This is a genomic window from Pseudomonadales bacterium, from assembly GCA_024234215.1.
GTDB lineage: Bacteria > Pseudomonadota > Gammaproteobacteria > Pseudomonadales > UBA5862 > JACKOQ01.
Genome location: JACKOQ010000001.1, coordinates 200,770 through 219,152 on the forward strand (window position 1 = coordinate 200,770; position 18,383 = coordinate 219,152).

Sequence of the window (18,383 nt, forward strand, 5' to 3'; positions counted from 1 at the left end):
CCGAAGGGTGGAATTACGGCTGGATGACCGGCGCCAGCGCCACGGCGATCGACGTTTTCAGCAGCTGCATTTCGCTTGACAGCCTGGGTGCCAGGGTCTGCTCGGTGATCACGAAGGGCGCCCGGCGGCCATGGTAATCGATCACCGGTCCCGCTGGCTGAAAGTTGAAGCCCTGCTGCTTCAAATTTCTGTAAAGTTTGGGCTCCATCATGATCAGCGCGGCATCCAGTTGGCCGCGCTGATGCAGCAGCTCCAGCGCGGCGCCGATGCAGAGATAGATGCCGAAGGAGACAAAGGGAAAGAGTCGACGATCGGCCGATCGATCTGCCGCCTCTGCCTGGAGTGCACCACCCTCTGGCGTGTGCGGATCACTCTGGCGACGTCGGTAGCGGGCTCTGACCGCCAGACGGGAGATCTCTCCGCAACGGGCCCGGCTCTGCAGCAGCATCTGCACATAGGGATCGAGATGAGGCCAGCAGAAACGGGCGATCGGCAGCATGCTCTGATTGGCTTCCGGACGGGGGACGATCAGACGCACGCAGCCGGCAAACTGCTGCGACTGGTTGTGTCCGAGCAGAAAATGGTGGGCGATCGGATCGAACTCATCGCGTTCCCGCTGATCCGCGCTCAGTGGTTCGAAGCCGAACTCCTCGCAAAAGACTTCGTGACGGATGCGAAACACCTGATCGCGCAACGCCTCGCTGTCGGCGTAGAGCGGGGTGAAGTGGCTCCAGAACAGCCGGGCCGGATGCTCCGATGCCAGCGTGCAGACCATCTCGGCCACGGCAGGTGGTGTAGAGAAATTGATCAAGTCTGTTGCTTGCGCCGCGGAACTTTGAAAAGATGGAGCAGTCGCCTGCGCAGGAAGATGAAGAGGGCGTGGTTGAACGATCATGGTGAAGGAATCACTGTGCCGATGGGATGGTTGAAAAGCCTCCGCTTGTGGGTTTGAGTCTAGTCCGCAGTCCGCTCATCAGCCGGCACCCACTGTGATCCGGCGCACAGGATGGTCGTTCGATCTTCAAAATCCGTGGAGTTGGAGAGAGTCATGCTGTTCGATGACCATTACCAAGTGTTCCTGGCCAACGGCGTGCACAGCGAAGATCTCCATTTTGCCGTGCGTTACCGCGTCTATTGCGAAGAGCGCGGTTTCGAGGATCGGCAGCAGTTCCCGGAAGGTCTTGAGCATGATCGCTGGGATCCCTTCTCGTTCAAATTCATCGTGCGCTGTCGGTTGAGTGGAGAGTATGTGGCCGCGATGCGACTGGTCAGGAGCAGCAGTGGCCAACTGCCGCTGCATTCACATTGCCAGGTCGCACCGGGGTGGTGGACACAGCTGCCGGGGCAGAGCATCGTCGAACTCTCGCGGCTCTGCGTTTTGCGCAGCCACAGCGGCAACTTCTGGGACATGAAGCGCGCTGCCAAGGGTGCCGCCTACGAGCCAGGCATCTTCTGGGGCATGGTGCGTGCGGCCTTCAGCGTCAGCCAGGATGAGGAGATCGGACAGTGGTATTTTCTGACCACCCGCGCACTGGCCAGAAGACTGCAACAGTGCATGATCCACACCGATCAGGTGGGTGAACCTTGCGAACTGAATGGCACCCGCCATCCCTACCTGGTGGATGTGGAGAGGTCACGACAGAGGATCATGACCGAGTCACCCCAGTTGCGCCGTTTCTACTACAGTGAACCCTTCTGCCGACGGCTTGGCGACCTCGATCCACAACCCCAGAAATCACCACACCGCCCCGCCACACAACCTGCCATCATGCTGTAACCCTCGAGGGCAGGCGTGACGCCGATCACCCATGCCGCGTCGGACAAGTGTTGCAGTGTGCGGTCATGTCATGTCATGGCCGGGGTTGCGGGTGCTCATTGGGCTTTTTCTGCGCCATGCGCTACTCTTTCAGGACTTGATGCCGGCCATGATGCCGGCTGGGCGAATTCAATCATGGAGTGTCGGGGGAGCGCATGAATAACAGAGGCCATTTCGTTGCGGGTTTGATCTGTGCCACCATGCTTGCGGGCTGTGGCACATTGAACAGCGGTCAGCAAACCCTGCCGCCCGCCACGCTTCACCCCTCCTTCAATGCCGACCGGGCCGATTACGACTACCTGATCGGTCCCGGCGACTCGCTGCAGATCTTCGTCTGGAACAACCCCGAAGTGTCGATGTCGGTCACCGTCCGGCCCGATGGCAAGATCAGCACGCCACTGATGGAAGATCTGCCAGTGACCGGCAAGACGCCGACGCAGATGGCGCGACAGGTCGAGGTGGCGCTGGCCAAGTACGTAAAAGACCCGATCGTGACCATCATGGTCGGTGGCTTCAACGGCCCCTATTCCGAGCAGATCCGCATCATCGGGCAGGCGGCCCGACCACAATCGCTGCCCTACAAACAGCACATGACGCTGCTTGATGTGATGATCGCGGTGGGTGGCGTGACCGACTTCGCCGATGCCAATCGGGTGCAGTTGGCGCGGATCGTCAATGGCCAGCAGGAGGTCTACCGGGTGCGCCTGGATGATCTGGTCAACGGTGGCGACATCTCCGCCAATGTCGACATGCGGCCCGGTGACATCCTGATCATTCCGGAGGCCTGGTTCTAAGACCAGCCTGAATCTGCCCAACCCCGGTCTGTGGCCGGCGGCCAGGGCGCCCCCGTGGTTCCACTTTCCAACGAGTCCTGGCAGTGAACGAACAGATCGAACTGGTCCTCTCCTATCTGCGCGACATTCTGCGCCGCAAGTGGTGGATATTGGGCAGCGCCTGGCTGGTCTGCGCGATTGGCTGGGTGGTGGTTCAGCGGCTTCCCGATCAGTATGAGGCCTCGGCCCGGGTCTATGTCGACACCAAGAGTCTGCTCAAGCCGCTGCTGCGCGGTCTGACCATCGAGATGGATGTCAATCAGCAGGTGCGGCTGATGGAGCGCACGCTGTTGAGCCGTCCCAATCTCGAAAAAATCATCCGCATGGCCGATCTCGATCTCTCGGCCGGGGCCGATGAGGAGTTCGAAGCCCTGATCGCCTCGGTCGGCAACCGCATTCACATGAAGCGGGACAGCGAGGAGAATCTCTACTCGATCAACTATCCCGACTCCGACCCGGAGCGCGCCAAGCGGGTGGTGCAGGCGGTGGTGACCACCTTCGTCGAGAACACCATCGGCGAGGGCAAGGGCGATGGTGCCGCCGCCAGTGCGCAGCGCTTCCTCGACAAGCAGATCGAGGAGTATGAAGCCCGTCTGCGCGAATCCGAGGATCGGCTGAAGGAGTTCAAGCAGAAGAATTTCGCCTTCATGTCCGGCAGTGGCGGCTACTTCGGGGAGCTGAAGAGTGCAACGGAGCAGCTGGAGGCGGCGCGCCTGCAGGTGAAGGAGATGCAGCAGCGCCGCGACGCCCTGCGCGAACAGGTGCAGGCGAGCGCGAGTTCGTCCGGTGGCGATGATGAACTGCTGTTGCCGACACCCGGCGCAGGCTCCGGCAGCACCCAATACGATGGCCGCATCGCGCGGCTGAATGAGCAGCTCGACAGCCTGCTGCTCAAATACACCGAAAACCATCCCAGCGTGGTGGAGATACGCAGCACGCTGAAAAATCTCGAAGAGCTGCGTCAGAAGGATCTGCAGACCCAGGCCCAGCAGCCGCAGAGCGAATTCAGCAGCACCCCCGATCCGCTCAGGCAGCAGCTCAAGCTCGCCTTCTCGCAGGCCGAGGCCGAACTGGCATCGCTCAATGCCCGGGTCCAGTCCTATGAACAGAAGGTACGCGATCTGCAGAACCGGGTCGACACTGTGCCGCAGATCGAGGCCGATCTTGCCAACCTGAACCGCGACTACGGCATCGCCAAGCAGAAGTATGAAGAGTTCCTCGGTCGGCGCGAGTCGGCGCTGATCTCGCAAAAGGTCGAAGAGGACGCAAACGACATCCAGTTCCGGGTCATCGACCCGCCCCGCGTGCCGACGGCGCCGGCCGGTCCCAACCGACTGTTGCTGATGTCGGCCACACTGGGCGGCGGATTGCTGCTTGGTCTTGGCGTGGCGACGCTTTTCGCGGTGTTGCGCCCCACCTTCACCAGCACACTGCTGCTGGCGCAGATGACCAACCTGCAGGTGCTCGGTACCGTCTCCTTCGTGGCCAGCTCTGCCCTGCGCAAGCGGCACCGGCTGGAGAACATCCTGTTTGTCGCAGGCGTGTTGCTGCTGGTGGCGGTCTACGCCGCGCTTGCTTCCTACTATGCTTTCATCAGGGGCTGACGGAACAACCCCGAGCACTGCATCGTTCGTTGGCTGCAATCCACACTGAATCACCTTATGGACACCATCGAAAAAGCCTTCAAGAAACTCCAGGAGCGCCGCGGCGAGCAGAGCGAAGCCCGGCGCCGTCCGGGCAGCGGCGCCGTGGTCAGATTGCCTGATGAACCGCCGCATTCCGTCACCGCGCAGGCCATGCCGGAGATCGATCCAGAAGCGCAGTCGCGGCCCTACTGCGAAGTCAAGAGCAGTCGCTATGTCGAGATCGATTTCGACCATCTGCGTGAAGGGGGTCTGATCATCCCTGATGACGAGCGGACCCGGCTGAAAGAGGAGTACCGCCACATCAAGCGGCCGCTGCTGAAGAAGGTCGCCGGATTGCCGGACAAGCAGCGCAATCACCGCAATATCATCATGGTGACCAGTGCGCGTCCGGGCGAGGGCAAAACCTTCAATGCCATCAACCTGGCGCTCAGCATTGCCGAGGAGCGCAACCATCGGGTGTTGCTGATCGACGCCGACGTGCTGAAATCGACCGTCGCCAAGAAACTGGGGGTCGAAGAGGGTGCTGGCCTGGTCGATTACCTGACCGGCGACAGCGACACGCCCGGCGAACTGATGTACAAGACCAACATTCCCCAGTTCACCCTGATGCAGGCCGGCAAACGTCACCATCTGACCACCGAGCTGCTGGCGAGCAAGAGAATGGAGCAGTTGGTCCATGAACTGGCCACCCGCTATGCCGATCGGATCATCGTCATCGACTCCCCGCCACTGCTGAGCACCACCGAAGCCAGCGTGCTGGCACAACTGGCAGGGCAGGTGGTGCTGGTGGTGGCCGAAGGGCTCACCCCGCAGGCTGACGTGAAAAAGTCCCTGTCACTGATGGGTACCAGTGTCGATGTCGGTCTGATTCTGAACAAGAGCCACCATGCCAGCGATGGCTATGGCTACTATTACTATGGCTATGGACAGTAACGACATGCACCGTGGATGGTATCGACTGGGTGGAGCGCTGTTGTTGGTGATCGGACTGCCCTGCCATGCCGTGAGCTGGCGCGCGGCACCCTCGGTCAATGTCGACCTGACCTACACCGACAACATCTTTCTCGAAAAGAACGACCGCGACTCGGACACCATCCTGATCGCCCGGCCCGGTTTCGATCTGGAGCGCAACAGCGGACGCTCCAAACTGAACCTCGGCTACAGGTTGACGCAGCTGACCCACCTGCAGCAGAGCGGCCTCGACAACACCTACCATAGCCTTAACGGAGCGGGTCAGTGGGAGGCGATCAAACAGCATCTCTTTCTCGATGCCGGCGTGCTGGCATCGCAGGAGCTGATCGACCCGACCCGGTCGGTGAATGCCGATCTGCTGGGCAATGAGCAGAACATCACCACCGCCTGGCGCGGCTATTTCCAACCGCGCTGGACCCAGCGGCTGGGTGGCTGGGGAAGCTATGAGGTGGGTTATGGCGTCGATTATGTCGACTACTCCGGTGGCAGTGGCAATCTGAACCAGAGTCAGGGCAGCACGCTGACCTTCAATCTGACCAGCGGTTCGGCGGGAATGCCGCTGTTCTGGAGCGCCAACTACCTCGACAACAACATCGACTACGCGAACAGCCAGCAGGATGGTGGCCAGCAGAATGGCGATGCCACCCTCGGTGTCTGGGCCGGCAAGCGGCTGCGCTTCTCCGGCACCGCAGGTTACAGCGAATACAGCTACACGCCCAACAGCACACTGGTCGCCGACAATCGCCAGCCCAACAACCACTACTACCGGGCGACCATCGGCTGGGTACCCTCGCGCAAGAGCCAGTTCGACCTGTTCTACCAGGTGCGTGAGTACGACGATGACACCCTGAGTGAGACAGAGAACAAGGGTTCGTTCGGTGGCCGTGCTTCATGGGATCCCAGCCGGCGCTGGCATCTGGAGGGTGGCTACAATGAGGACTTTTATGGTCCGGCCTACGATTTCTCGCTGACCCACCGGCTGCGTCGCTCGTCATTCTCGCTGAAGTATGAGGAAGAGGTGACCAATACGCGGCAGAACCTGCTGCAGAATCAGCAGATCGGCACCCTGATCTGTCCCAGCGGCACCACCTTCAATCCGGCACAGTGCGTGTTCGTCAATCCGAACCAGCCAGTGCAGCTGGGGATCAACCAGCAACTCATCGGACTCTTTCTGCCGGTGGGTGTGATCGCCGATGATCAATTTCTTGAAAAGCGCTACACCGCGACCTGGGGTTACCAGCGGGGTCGTTCCGCCTTCAGTCTCAACGGCTATCAGGTCGATCGCACCTATCTGACCTCATCCAACGAATCCCAGGATCGCGGCGCCAATTTCGACTGGACCCTCAGTCTCAGTGGCCGGACCAGTCTGACGACCGGTGTGAGCTGGTTGACCCGCGACTTCATGACCGGCGAAAAGCTCGACTACGACGAGTTTCATCTGGGCCTGACCCAGACAGTCACACGGGATGCATCACTGTCGGCGACCTACCGCCGCATCAGCAACGATGCCCAGGGCAGCCTGCTCAACGATTATCGGGAAAATCGCCTGACGTTGAGCGGCAACATGCGTTTTTGAGGCCGTCACCATGTACGAAGAGTTCTATCAATTCAGCGCCAAGCCGTTTCAGGTCAGCCCGGACCCGCGCTTCTTCTATGGCAGCAAGGCGCACAAGCGTGCGATGTCCTACCTGCGCTATGGTCTCAGTCAGGGTGAGGGCTTTGTCGTCATTACTGGTGGTGTCGGCACCGGCAAGACCACGCTGATCCGCAACCTGTTTGCCGACCTCGGCTATGAAGATGTGATCGCGGCCCAACTGGTCACCTCCAACCTGCAGGCCGACGAGATGCTGAAGATGATCTCGACTGCCTTCAACCTGCCGACCGAAGGGTTGACCAAGGCGGCGCTGCTGCATCAGTTCGAGGCCTTTCTGCGCCAGGCCGACCGTGAGGGGCGACGGGTGCTGCTGGTGGTCGACGAGGCGCAGAACCTGCCGCCGGCGACGGTCGAGGAGCTGCGCATGCTCTCCAACTTCCAGATCGAGAACCGCCCGCTGCTGCAGAGTTTTCTGCTGGGTCAGGAGGAGTTCCGCCACATCGTGCAGTCGCCGAACATGGAGCAGTTGCGCCAGCGCATCATCGCCTCCTGCCATCTGACGCCGCTGGATCAGCTGGAGACCCGTGCCTACATCGAGCATCGGCTGAAGCTGGTCGGCTGGCAGGGCGACAATCCGGAGATCACCGACGCTGCCTTCGATGAGATTCACCGCCACACCCAGGGGGTGCCGCGGCGCATCAACAGTTTTTGTGACCGGCTGCTGCTCTACGGCTATCTCGAAGAGCTGAAGACGCTGAGCAGCGAGGCGGTCGCAGTGGTCGAGCGCGAGCTGGCCCAGGAGAATGGCAGCAATCGACCACTGCCGATGACCCGCTCGCCGGTCCGTGACGATGCCGATGACGATGAGTTCGAAAGCGGCAGTGAATCGCAGCTTCCACGCACGGCGCCGTTGTCGATGAGCGAACTCGACAAGCGCATTCACGACATCGAATATGTGATCGAGGTGCTGGAGAAGAACTTCAACAAGAAGATCAGCCTGTTGCGAAGTGTCGTCCACGCCTTGAAAAGCTCGCTCTGAACTGCCCACGATGAGCGCGCCACTGCTCTGTGTCGTCGGGGCCCGCCCCAATTTCATGAAGATCGCTCCGATCATGGCGGCGTGGCGCGCGCGTGCGCCGCAACGTCCTGCCCTGCTGCTGCACACCGGGCAGCACTACGACGAATCGATGAAGCGGCAGTTTTTCGAGCAGTTGCAGATTCCGCAGCCCGACATCGACCTTGGTGTCGGCTCCGGCAGCCATGCCGTGCAGACCGCCCAGATCATGTTGCAGTTCGAGCCGGTGCTGGAGCGGGTGCGGCCCGCCGCCATCCTGGTGGTGGGTGATGTCAACTCCACGGTGGCCTGCGCGCTGACGGCGATCAAGCGGGGCATCCCGGTGGTGCATGTCGAGGCTGGCCTGCGCAGCGGTGACCGCTCGATGCCGGAAGAGATCAACCGGCTGATCACCGATCAGCTGTCGGCACGGCTCTATCTGACCGAACGCAGTGCCTTCGACAACCTGCTGCGCGAAGGCATCGAATCCAGCCGCTGCCGTTTCGTCGGCAATGTGATGATCGACACCCTGCACCATCACAGCCGGGCGGCACTGCCGCTGGCGCAGATTCCGGCGCTGGCACAACCGCAGCGGCAGGTGGCGGTACGCGGCGCCGGCCATGGCGTCGTCACTCTGCATCGTCCGGCCAATGTGGATGATCCGCAGGTGTTGCGTCGGCTGCTGGAGACGCTGAATCAGATCGGCCGCCGGTTGCCGCTGATCTTTCCGCTGCATCCACGCACCCGCGCCCAGATCGTCCAGCAGCGGCTGGAGTCGTTGCTCGATGGCGAGACGCTGCTGCCGGTGGAGCCGCTCGGCTATCTGGAGATGCTCGGTCTGATGCGCGATGCCCGTCTGGTACTGACCGATTCGGGCGGCATCCAGGAGGAGACCACCGCCCTCGGCGTGCCCTGTCTGACACTGCGCGAGAACACCGAACGGCCGATCACCCTCACCGAAGGCACCAACACGCTGGTGGGACGCGATCCGGCCACCATCCTGGCCCAGGTCGAGGAGATCCTCGCCAGCGGTGGCAAGCGTGGCCGGGCGCCGGAGCTGTGGGATGGCCATGCCGCCGAGCGGATTGTCGATGACCTGCTGGCATGGCTCGATCGCGGTGATCTGCCACTATGAAGCAGGGCGAATCGGTGGCGCCAGTGCGGCAGACCAATGCCATGACGCTGGATGTGGAGGATTTTTTTCAGGTGGCGGCCTTCGAGGGGCTGATCGATCCGGCCCGCTGGGACAGCTATCCACTGCGGGTCGATCAGAACACCCGTCGGGTGATGGCGCTCTTTGCCGAGCGCGGCATCAAGGCGACCTTCTTTCTGCTGGGCTGGGTTGCCGAACGGCTGCCGCAACTGGTGCGCGACATCGCCGCCGAAGGGCATGAGCTGGCCAACCATGGCTATGCCCATGCCCGCGTCAACAGCCAGTCACGCGAAGCGTTCCGCAGCGACATCCGCCATGCCAAGGCGCTGATCGAGGACCTCTCAGGCATGGCGGTCCATGGTTACCGCGCCCCCAGCTACTCGATCGATGTCACTACCCCCTGGGCGCACGATGAGATCGCCGAAGCCGGTCACCGTTACAGCTCCAGTGTCTATCCGGTGCGGCATGACCTCTACGGCATGCCCGATGCTCCGCGCTTTCCCTATCGCTGCTCCAGCGGCCTGACCGAGATCCCGATCACCACGCTGCGGCTCGGCGGGCGCAACTGGCCGATCGGTGGCGGTGGTTATTTCCGTCTGCTGCCCTACCAGCTCTACCGCCAGGCGCTGCTGCGGTTCAACCAGCAGGAAAAGTCTCCGGGACTGTTCTATTTTCATCCATGGGAGATCGATCCGGATCAACCGCGCCCGGCCGGCGCCGGCTTCAGGAGCCGCTTTCGTCACTACATCAACCTCGAGCGGATGGAGTCACGGGTTTCCCGGCTGCTGGGTGATTTTCACTGGGATCGAATGGACCGCGTCTTTCTGTCCGAATAGATCGGCCGTTGCCGTGACAACGCCGGCTTGCAGTGTCTGGGACGCCCGCTTTTGAGGAGAGACGCTTGACCACCGACCACGCCATCCATCCGCTCGATGTGTCGAACCGCGCCCGCTGGGATGCCTTCGTGCGCGCCCGGCCGGAGGGCACCTTCTTTCATCTCAGCGGCTGGCAGCAGGTGCTGGAGCAGGCCTTCGGCCACCGGACCCACTTTCTCTATCTGGAGCAGCAGGGGCAGATCGAGGCTGTGCTGCCGCTGGCAGAGGTGAAGAGTCGGCTGTTCGGCCACTCACTGGTTTCGACCCCCTTCTGTGTCTATGGCGGACCCATCGCCACTGCGCCCCACCATCGCGATGCACTGCTCGATGCCGCCACCCGGCTCGCGACCGAGCTGGGGGTCGACCACCTCGAACTGCGCAGCATGAGCCGGCAGGCGCCCGACTGGCCCTGCAAGGAGCTCTATGTCACCTTTCGCAAGGAGATCTCGGCCGACGACGAGCAGAACCTCAAGGCGATTCCGCGCAAGCAGCGGGCGGTGGTGCGCAAGGGCATCGACGCCGGACTGCACAGCGAAATCGACACCGGCATCGACCGTTTCTTTCATGCCTACAGCAGCAGCGTGCGCAACCTGGGCACGCCGGTCTTCTCCCGAAAGTACTTCCGGGTGCTGCGCGAGGTGTTTGGCGATGAGTGCGAGATTCTCACCATCACCCGGCAGGGCGAGACGGTGGCCAGCGTCATGAGCTTCTACTTTCGCGATCAGGTGCTGCCCTACTATGGCGGCGGCACCGAGGCGGCCCGTGCCTGCAAGGCCAATGACTTCATGTACTGGGCATTGATGTGCCATGCGGCAGGGCGTGGCATCAGGCTGTTCGACTATGGCCGCAGCAAGATCGGCACCGGCGCCTACGACTTCAAGAAGAACTGGGGCTTCACGCCGGAGCCGCTCTATTACGAATACCACCTGGTCAAGGGCCAGGCGCTGCCCGACCTCAACCCGCTCAACCCCAAGTATCGCCTGCTGATCAACACCTGGCAGCGGCTGCCACTGTGGCTGAGTCAGTGGATCGGCCCCTGGGTCTCGCGCTATCTGGGTTGAGCCATGACCAGGGAGCCGCTGCTGTTTCTCGCCCACCGCATTCCCTATCCGCCCGACAAGGGCGACAAGGTGCGCTCCTACCACTTTCTGCGCCATCTGGCCGAGCGCTATCGGCTGTTTCTCGGCACCTTCATCGATGACGCGGCCGATCTGCCGCACCGCGCCCGGCTCGAAGCCCTCTGCGCCGACAGCTGCTTCATCCGGCTGCGCCGCGGCACGCTGCCGGTGGCGGCCGCACGGGGGCTGTTGCGCGGTGCCCCGCTGACCAATTTCCACTACCGCAGCGCGACCCTGCGCCGCTGGGTCGAGGCCACGCTGCGGCGCGAACCGATCGGCAAGGCCTTCCTGTTCTCGTCGCCGATGGCGCAGTACCTGACGGCTGCGCGGCATCGCGGTCTGCATCGGGTGATCGACTTCGTCGATGTCGACTCGGACAAATGGCGTCAATACAGCGAGCGCCATCGCCCGCCGCTGCGCTGGCTCTATCAGCGCGAACAGCGCACGCTGCTGCGGTTCGAGCGCGGCATCGCCCGGCAGTTTCAGGCGTCGCTGTTCGTCTCCGAGCATGAGGCCACGCTGTTCCGCGGCTTCGCGCCCGAGAGCGCCGAGCGGGTGCTGAGCGTGCCCAATGGCGTCGATCTCGACTACTTCGCGCCCGATGCCAGCCTGCCATCCCCCTATGATCCGCAGGAGCAGGTGCTGGTCTTCACCGGTGCGATGGACTACTGGGCCAATGTCGATGCGGTCGGCTGGTTCGCGCAGGCGATCTTCCCCCGCCTCAAGGCCCGCCATCCGGCACTGCGCTTCTACATCGTTGGCTCCAATCCGGCGCCCCAGGTGCTGGCGCTGGCGCGCACGCCCGATGTGGTGGTGACCGGTCGCGTGGCCGATGTGCGGCCCTATCTGCAACATGCGCGGCTGGCGGTCGCGCCGCTGCGGGTGGCGCGGGGCATTCAGAACAAGGTGCTGGAGGCGATGGCGATGGGCCGACCGATCGTGGTCTCGGCTGCGGCGCTCGAGGGCATCACGCCACAGCCATGGATGCAGGAGATCGTCGCCGAGGGCGCCGAGGCGATGGTCGAGCGGATCGACCGGCTGCTGACTTCAGAGCGGCTCGACAGCCTGGGGGCGCTGGGCCGCCAGACCATGCTGAGCCACTACAGTTGGCAGAACAGCTACCATCTGCTCGACAGCGTGATCGAAAATCGCGCCCCAAGGAGTCTCCATGGCCACTGACCCTCTGCAACCCATCCTCGCCTGGCGCTGGCCACTGCTGCGACTGGCGCTGCTGCTGACGCTGCTGTTTGCCGGTTTCTGGCCGACCTTCAGCTCGATGGTGCAGATCTGGGAGCGTTCGGAGACCTTCACCCACGCCTTTTTGATCCTGCCGATCACCCTCTATCTGATCTGGCTGCGCCGCGGCGAACTGGCGGCGTTGACGCCAAGTGCCAGCCGCTGGCCCTGGCTGCTGTTGCTGCCGACCGGGCTGGGCTGGTTTCTGGCGCGGCTGGTCGATGTGGCCGTCGTCGAGCAGGCGGCCTGGGTGGCGATGCTGCCACTGGCGGTGTGGGCCGTGCTCGGCAGCGCGGTGGTCTGGCGGCTGCTTTTTCCGCTCGGTTATCTCTTCTTCATGGTGCCCTTTGGCGAGGGGCTCATTCCACCGCTGATGCAGTTCACCGCCTTCTTCACCATCAACGCGGTGAAGCTGACCGGCATCCCGATCTTCGCCGAGGGCACCTTCTTCACGCTGCCGAGTGGCAACTGGTCGGTGGTCGAGGGCTGCAGCGGCGTGCGCTATCTGATCGCCTCGATCGCGCTGGGCGCGCTGTTCAGCTACCTCAACTTCCGCTCGACCGGTCGTCGACTGCTGTTCATGCTGCTGTTCATCGTCGTGCCGATCGTCGCCAACGGGCTGCGCGCCTTCATGATCGTCATGATTGCCCACTACAGTGACATGAAGCTGGCGCTGGGCGTCGATCACTACATCTATGGTTGGGTCTTCTTTGGTCTGGTGATGTTCATCCTGTTCGCCATCGGTATGGTCTGGAGCGAGCCGCCCGCTCACCGCGCACCAGCACCGGGTCGCAGCAGATCGACGGTTGGCGCCACGGCCAGTGCGTGGAGCACGCTGCTGGTCACCGCGCTGCTGATCGGCGGCTGGCCGCTGCTGGAGCAGTGGAGTGAGCAGAGCACGACGGTGCCGACCGCCGCAGCACCAAGCCTGCCTGAGCGACTCGGCGACTGGCGGCGGCTCGATGGCACGCCACCGCCCGACTGGAAGCCCCACTATCAGGGCATGGCGCAGGAGCAGCTCGGCTGGTACCGGCAGCAGGGTCAGTGGGTCGGCGTCTATCTGGCCTACTATCCGCTGCAGCGGCAGGATGCCGAACTGATCAACTCGCAGAATGTGCTGATTCCGCAGAAGCATCCGCGCTGGCATCAACCGGTCGATCGACTGATCGAGGCCGAGGCGCTGCCGGGATTGACCCGGGTGCGCGAGGGACGCCTCGATGGGCCACAGCAGCTGCTGGTCTGGTCGTGGAACCGGATCGGTCCGACCCAGACCACCGATCCCTACTGGGGCAAACTGCTGACCGCCTACAACCGGCTGATTCTGGGCGACACCCGGGCGGTGGGGGTGGTGATCTTCACCCCCTACAGCGAAACCGACAGTGTCGCCGACCGCCAGCGGCTGCAGGCCGTGGCACAGTTCTTGACCGAGACTTTGAACCAGCAATCACAGATGGAAAAACCAGCCCGATGAGCAACCCCGTCACCCACCCCCCGAAAGGGATCATCCTCGCCGGTGGCTCCGGCACCCGGCTGCATCCGTTGACACTGACCGTCAGCAAGCAGCTGATGCCGGTCTATGACAAGCCGATGATCTACTATCCGCTGGCCACGCTGATGCTGGCCGGTATCCGCGATATTCTGATCATCACCACCCCGGCCGATCAGGCGGCCTTTCAGCGGCTGCTTGGCGATGGTGCCAACTGGGGCATCAATCTCAGCTATGCGGTGCAGCCGAGCCCGGATGGCCTGGCGCAGGCCTTCATCATTGGCGAGTCCTTCATCGGTCGCAGCCCGGTCTGCCTGATCCTTGGCGACAACATCTTTTATGGCGAGGGGTTGTCGAAGAAGCTGCAAACTGCCGCCAGCCGCAGCGAGGGCGCCACCGTTTTCGGCTACTACGTGCAGGACCCAGAGCGCTACGGCGTGGTGGAGTTCGACACCGCCGGCCGCGTCGTCTCGCTCGAAGAGAAGCCGCAGCAACCGAAGTCGCACTATGCGGTGACCGGCCTCTACTTCTACGACAACCAGGTGGTGGAGATCGCCAAGGCGGTGCGCCCCTCACCGCGCGGCGAGCTCGAGATCACCGACGTCAATCAGACCTACCTGGAGCGCAACCGCCTCACCGTCGAACTGTTCAGCCGTGGCACCGCCTGGCTCGATACCGGCACCCACAACTCGCTGCTCGATGCGGCCCACTTCATCCGGGTGGTCGAGGAGCGGCAGGGACTGAAGATCGCCTGCCCCGAAGAGATCGCCTACCGGATGGGTTTCATCGATGCCGCACAGCTGGCCCGGCTGGCCGAGCCATTGAAGAAGAGCGGCTATGGCAGCTATCTTCTCGGCCTGTTGAGCCGACAGCAGGAGCCCGCACCATGAAGTTCATCCCCACCGAGATCGCCGAGGTCGTGCTGATCGAGCCACAGCGCTTCGGCGATGCGCGCGGTTTCTTCATGGAGACCTGGCAGCGTCGCCACTTCGCTGCCGCCGGGCTCGATCTCGACTTCGTGCAGGACAACCACAGCCGTTCGGCCCAGGGGGTGCTGCGCGGTCTGCATTACCAGTTGCAGCAGCCGCAGGGCAAGCTGGTGCGGGTGACGCTGGGCGAGGTCTACGATGTCGCGGTCGACATCCGCCGCAGCTCGCCCACCTTCGGCCGCTGGGTCGGGGTGCTGCTGTCGGCGGAGCAGCCGCGCATGCTCTGGGTGCCGCCCGGCTTTGCCCATGGCTTCTATGTGCTGAGCGACGTGGCCGAGTTCGTCTACAAATGCACCGACTACTACGCCCCGCAACATGAGCGCAGCCTGCGCTGGGATGACCCTGACCTCGCCATCGACTGGCCGCTGCTGCCCGAGCAGCCGCCACTGCTGTCGGCCAAGGATCAGCAGGGACAGTGGCTGGTCGACGCGGAGCTCTATCCATGAAGGTGCTGCTGACCGGTGCCACTGGCCAACTCGGTCACGCGTTGATCCGCAGCGCGCCGGCCACGGTCGAGCTGGTCGCGCTCGATCGTGCCGCACTCGATCTGGCCCGACCCGAGGGCCTTGCCGCGCTGATCGAGCAGCACCGCCCGGCACTGCTGATCAACGCGGCAGCCTACACCGCCGTCGACCGCGCCGAACAGGAGCCGGAGCTGGCGCAGCGGATCAATGCCCAGGCGGTGGCGGCGCTGGCGGCGGCCTGCAGTGCCAGCGCTGTCCGGCTGATGCAGATCTCGACCGACTTCGTCTTCGATGGCCGGCAGAGCCGACCCTACCGCACTGAGGATCCGCCCGCACCCCTTGGCGTCTATGGCGCCAGCAAGCAGGCCGCCGAAGCGCTGCTGCTGGCCTCCAGCCAGCTCGACTGGCTGATCATCCGCACCGCCTGGGTCTACGCCAGCCATGGCAGCAACTTCGTCAAGACGATGCTGCGGCTGATGGCGGAGCGCGACAGCCTCGGCGTGGTCGCCGATCAGATCGGCACCCCGACCCATGCCGCCACGCTGGCCCGTGCCGTGTGGGCCGCTGCCGGCCAGCCGGCACTGCGCGGCATCCACCACTACACCGATGCCGGCGTGGCCAGCTGGTATGACTTCGCCGTCGCCATCATGGAAGAGGCGCTGGCGTTGGGACTGCTGCAGCGACCGCTGCAGATCAGACCGATCACCACTGCCGACTATCCGACACCGGCGCGTCGCCCTGCCTACAGCGTGCTCGACAAGCAGGCGAGCTGGGCGGCATTCGGCTTCACCCCCGACCACTGGCGGGTCGAACTGCGTACCATGCTGAAGGAGCTGCAGAGATGAATCACCGACCACGACGGCTGCTGGTCACCGGCGGCGCCGGTTTCATTGGCGCCAACTTCGTTCACCACTGGCTGGCGGGCCATCGCGACGACCGGCTGCTGGTGCTGGATGCCCTCACCTATGCCGGCAACCTGCGCAGTCTGCAACCGGTCGCCGATGACCCGCGGTTGCGCTTCGTCAAGGGCTCGATCTGCGACACCGAGCTGGTCGAGCAACTGCTGCGCGAAGAGCGGATCGACACGCTGGTCCACTTCGCGGCCGAGAGCCATGTCGACCGTTCGATCACTGGACCCGATGCCTTCATCGACACCAATGTCGTCGGCACCCACAGCCTGCTGAAGGCAGCCCGCAGCGTCTGGCTGGGGCAGAACAGGGTGGAGGCGCACCACTTTCACCATGTCTCAACCGACGAGGTCTATGGCACGCTGGCGCCGACCGATCCGCCCTTTGCCGAGACCACCCCCTACGCCCCCAATTCACCCTATTCGGCGAGCAAGGCGGCATCGGACCACCTGGTGCGCGCCTACCACCACACCTACGGGTTGCGCACCACCACCAGCAACTGCTCCAACAACTATGGCCCCTACCACTTTCCCGAGAAGCTGATTCCGCTCTGCCTGATCAACATCCTGTTCGGCCGTCCATTGCCGATCTATGGCGATGGCCAGCAGATTCGCGACTGGCTCTATGTCACCGACCACTGCCGCGGCATCGAGGCGGTGATCGAGCGCGGCCAGCTCGGTGAGACCTACAACATCGGCGGTAACAACGAAAAGAGCAACCTGGAGGTGGTCACCACCCTCTGCACGCTGCTCGATCAGGCCTTTGCCGCCAACCCCGAGCTGGCAGTGCGCTTTCCGGATGCGCCGGCTGCGCGGGGTCTGGCCAGCCGCACGCTGATCACCCATGTGCAGGACCGCGCCGGCCATGACCGCCGCTATGCGATCGATGCCCGCAAGATCGAGCAGGCATTGCAGTTCAGGCCGCTGGAGAGCTTCGAGTCGGGCATCGCCCGGACCGTCACCTGGTACCTCGACCATGAGGCCTGGTGGCGTGAGGTGATGGATGGCAGCTACCGTGACTGGATCCAGCGGCAATATGGCTGAAGCCACCGCACCGCCGCTGATCGCCCATGTCGTGCATCGCTTCGACATCGGTGGGCTGGAGAATGGCGTCGTCAACCTGATCAACCGGCTGGGCAGTGAGTACCGTCATGCCGTGATCTGCCTGACCGACTACAACCCGCAGTTCTGCCGCCGCATCCACCATCCCGCCGTCAGCTACCATGCGCTGCACAAACGGCCGGGGCAGGACTGGGCGATGCTGTGGCAACTCGGCCGGCTGTTGCGGCAGTTGCGTCCGGCCGTTCTGCACACCCGCAACCTGGCGACGCTGGAGGCGCAGGCCATCGGCTGGCTGGCGCGGGTGCCGGCGCGGCTGCATGGCGAACATGGCTGGGACATGGCCGATCTGCATGGCAAAAACCGCCGTTACCGCATGCTGCGGCGTCTCTTCGTGCCGCTGATCGACCGCTACATCGCCCTGTCGGTCGAGGGTGAGCGCTACCTGCACGATGAGATCGGCGTGGCCGCCGGCAAGATCGAGCGGATCATCAACGGCGTCGATGCCGAGCAGTTCCAGCCGCTGCCGCGGCGGCGCGACACACTGCTGCCGGCCGGTTTCGTCCCCGAGCAGGGCGTCGTCATCGGCTCGGTGGGGCGGCTCGCCGAGGTGAAGAACCATGTGGCGCTGGCCCACGCCTTTGGCCAACTGCTGCAGCAGCGGCCGGAGCTGCGCCAGCGGGCGCGGCTGGTCATCGTCGGCGCTGGCCCGCAGCGCGAAGCGGTGCAGGCTATACTGCAAAAGAGCGGCCACGCGCACGCCCTCTACCTGGCGGGTGCGCAGCAGAACATCGCCGAATGGATGCAGAGCTTCGACCTCTTCGTGCTGCCGTCACTGGCCGAGGGCATCTCCAACACCATTCTCGAAGCCATGGCCTGCGGCCTGCCGGTGGTGGCCACCGCGGTCGGCGGCAACCGGGAGCTGGTGGAGCCGGGGGTGACCGGGCAACTGGTGCCGCTGGATGAACCGGAGAGCATGGTGCAGGCCGTGCTCGACTATGTCGAAGATGCGCCGCTGCGTGCGCGCCATGGTGCGGCCGGCCGGGCCCGCATCGAGCGCGAGCTGAGCCTCGCCCGCATGGTGGAGCGCTACCGCGGGCTCTATCGGCAACTTGCGTTCACCGACTCGACAGCGGCCGGACTGCATGCTCGAACTGACTCAACTGATTGACTGGAAAGCC

17 protein-coding genes are annotated in these 18,383 nt (G+C 63.6%); 16 read left to right on the top strand and 1 reads right to left on the bottom strand.

Going from position 1 to position 18,383, the window contains the following annotated elements; translation table 11 throughout:
* Nucleotides 1-13 precede the first annotated feature (13 nt).
* On the bottom strand, nucleotides 14-811 hold the full coding sequence (locus tag H7A13_01025) for a PEP-CTERM/exosortase system-associated acyltransferase (protein MCP5331935.1): 798 nt from the start codon (nucleotides 809-811) through the stop codon (nucleotides 14-16).
* 237 nt (nucleotides 812-1,048) lie between these two features.
* Here H7A13_01025 and H7A13_01030 point away from each other — a divergent pair, with 237 nt between their 5' ends.
* From H7A13_01030 to H7A13_01105, 16 genes are all read left to right on the top strand, one after another.
* Complete coding sequence (locus H7A13_01030; protein MCP5331936.1) at nucleotides 1,049-1,777, top strand: PEP-CTERM/exosortase system-associated acyltransferase; 729 nt, start codon at nucleotides 1,049-1,051, stop codon at nucleotides 1,775-1,777.
* Between the two features lie 194 nt (nucleotides 1,778-1,971).
* Nucleotides 1,972-2,610: a polysaccharide biosynthesis/export family protein gene (locus tag H7A13_01035; protein MCP5331937.1), complete on the top strand. Its 639-nt coding sequence runs from the start codon at nucleotides 1,972-1,974 to the stop codon at nucleotides 2,608-2,610.
* Between the two features lie 83 nt (nucleotides 2,611-2,693).
* A complete protein-coding gene (locus H7A13_01040; protein MCP5331938.1) occupies nucleotides 2,694-4,253 on the top strand; it encodes a chain length-determining protein in 1,560 nt (519 codons plus the stop codon).
* Nucleotides 4,254-4,310: 57 nt separating this feature from the next.
* On the top strand, nucleotides 4,311-5,228 hold the full coding sequence (locus H7A13_01045; protein MCP5331939.1) for a polysaccharide biosynthesis tyrosine autokinase: 918 nt from the start codon (nucleotides 4,311-4,313) through the stop codon (nucleotides 5,226-5,228).
* A gap of 4 nt (nucleotides 5,229-5,232) precedes the next feature.
* A complete protein-coding gene (locus tag H7A13_01050; protein ID MCP5331940.1) occupies nucleotides 5,233-6,843 on the top strand; it encodes a TIGR03016 family PEP-CTERM system-associated outer membrane protein in 1,611 nt (536 codons plus the stop codon).
* Between the two features lie 10 nt (nucleotides 6,844-6,853).
* Nucleotides 6,854-7,900 carry an AAA family ATPase gene (locus tag H7A13_01055; GenBank protein ID MCP5331941.1) on the top strand — a complete coding sequence of 349 codons (1,047 nt, stop codon included), beginning with the start codon at nucleotides 6,854-6,856 and terminating at the stop codon, nucleotides 7,898-7,900.
* A gap of 10 nt (nucleotides 7,901-7,910) precedes the next feature.
* Nucleotides 7,911-9,050 (top strand): UDP-N-acetylglucosamine 2-epimerase (non-hydrolyzing), encoded by a 1,140-nt coding sequence (gene wecB / locus H7A13_01060; GenBank protein MCP5331942.1) that lies wholly within the window; start codon nucleotides 7,911-7,913, stop codon nucleotides 9,048-9,050.
* Nucleotides 9,047-9,904: a DUF3473 domain-containing protein gene (locus tag H7A13_01065; protein MCP5331943.1), complete on the top strand. Its 858-nt coding sequence runs from the start codon at nucleotides 9,047-9,049 to the stop codon at nucleotides 9,902-9,904. Before wecB ends, H7A13_01065 begins: the two co-directional genes overlap by 4 nt.
* A 65-nt stretch (nucleotides 9,905-9,969) precedes the next feature.
* The gene (locus H7A13_01070) at nucleotides 9,970-11,004 is read left to right on the top strand and encodes a FemAB family PEP-CTERM system-associated protein (protein MCP5331944.1); all 1,035 of its coding nucleotides are present in this window, start codon (nucleotides 9,970-9,972) and stop codon (nucleotides 11,002-11,004) included.
* A gap of 3 nt (nucleotides 11,005-11,007) precedes the next feature.
* Nucleotides 11,008-12,240, top strand: a complete 1,233-nt coding sequence (locus H7A13_01075) for a TIGR03087 family PEP-CTERM/XrtA system glycosyltransferase (GenBank protein MCP5331945.1) — start codon at nucleotides 11,008-11,010, stop codon at nucleotides 12,238-12,240.
* The gene (xrtA, locus tag H7A13_01080) at nucleotides 12,230-13,768 is read left to right on the top strand and encodes an exosortase A (GenBank protein ID MCP5331946.1); all 1,539 of its coding nucleotides are present in this window, start codon (nucleotides 12,230-12,232) and stop codon (nucleotides 13,766-13,768) included. The genes H7A13_01075 and xrtA overlap by 11 nt, the downstream gene beginning before the upstream one ends.
* Nucleotides 13,765-14,673 carry a glucose-1-phosphate thymidylyltransferase RfbA gene (rfbA, locus tag H7A13_01085; GenBank protein MCP5331947.1) on the top strand — a complete coding sequence of 303 codons (909 nt, stop codon included), beginning with the start codon at nucleotides 13,765-13,767 and terminating at the stop codon, nucleotides 14,671-14,673. Before xrtA ends, rfbA begins: the two co-directional genes overlap by 4 nt.
* Nucleotides 14,670-15,218 carry a dTDP-4-dehydrorhamnose 3,5-epimerase gene (rfbC, locus tag H7A13_01090; protein ID MCP5331948.1) on the top strand — a complete coding sequence of 183 codons (549 nt, stop codon included), beginning with the start codon at nucleotides 14,670-14,672 and terminating at the stop codon, nucleotides 15,216-15,218. Before rfbA ends, rfbC begins: the two co-directional genes overlap by 4 nt.
* Nucleotides 15,215-16,081: a dTDP-4-dehydrorhamnose reductase gene (gene rfbD, locus H7A13_01095; protein ID MCP5331949.1), complete on the top strand. Its 867-nt coding sequence runs from the start codon at nucleotides 15,215-15,217 to the stop codon at nucleotides 16,079-16,081. The genes rfbC and rfbD overlap by 4 nt, the downstream gene beginning before the upstream one ends.
* Nucleotides 16,078-17,187, top strand: coding sequence for a dTDP-glucose 4,6-dehydratase (gene rfbB / locus H7A13_01100; protein MCP5331950.1), 1,110 nt, complete (start codon nucleotides 16,078-16,080; stop codon nucleotides 17,185-17,187). The genes rfbD and rfbB overlap by 4 nt, the downstream gene beginning before the upstream one ends.
* Nucleotides 17,180-18,373 (top strand): TIGR03088 family PEP-CTERM/XrtA system glycosyltransferase, encoded by a 1,194-nt coding sequence (locus tag H7A13_01105; protein ID MCP5331951.1) that lies wholly within the window; start codon nucleotides 17,180-17,182, stop codon nucleotides 18,371-18,373. The genes rfbB and H7A13_01105 overlap by 8 nt, the downstream gene beginning before the upstream one ends.
* Nucleotides 18,374-18,383: the final 10 nt, after the last annotated feature.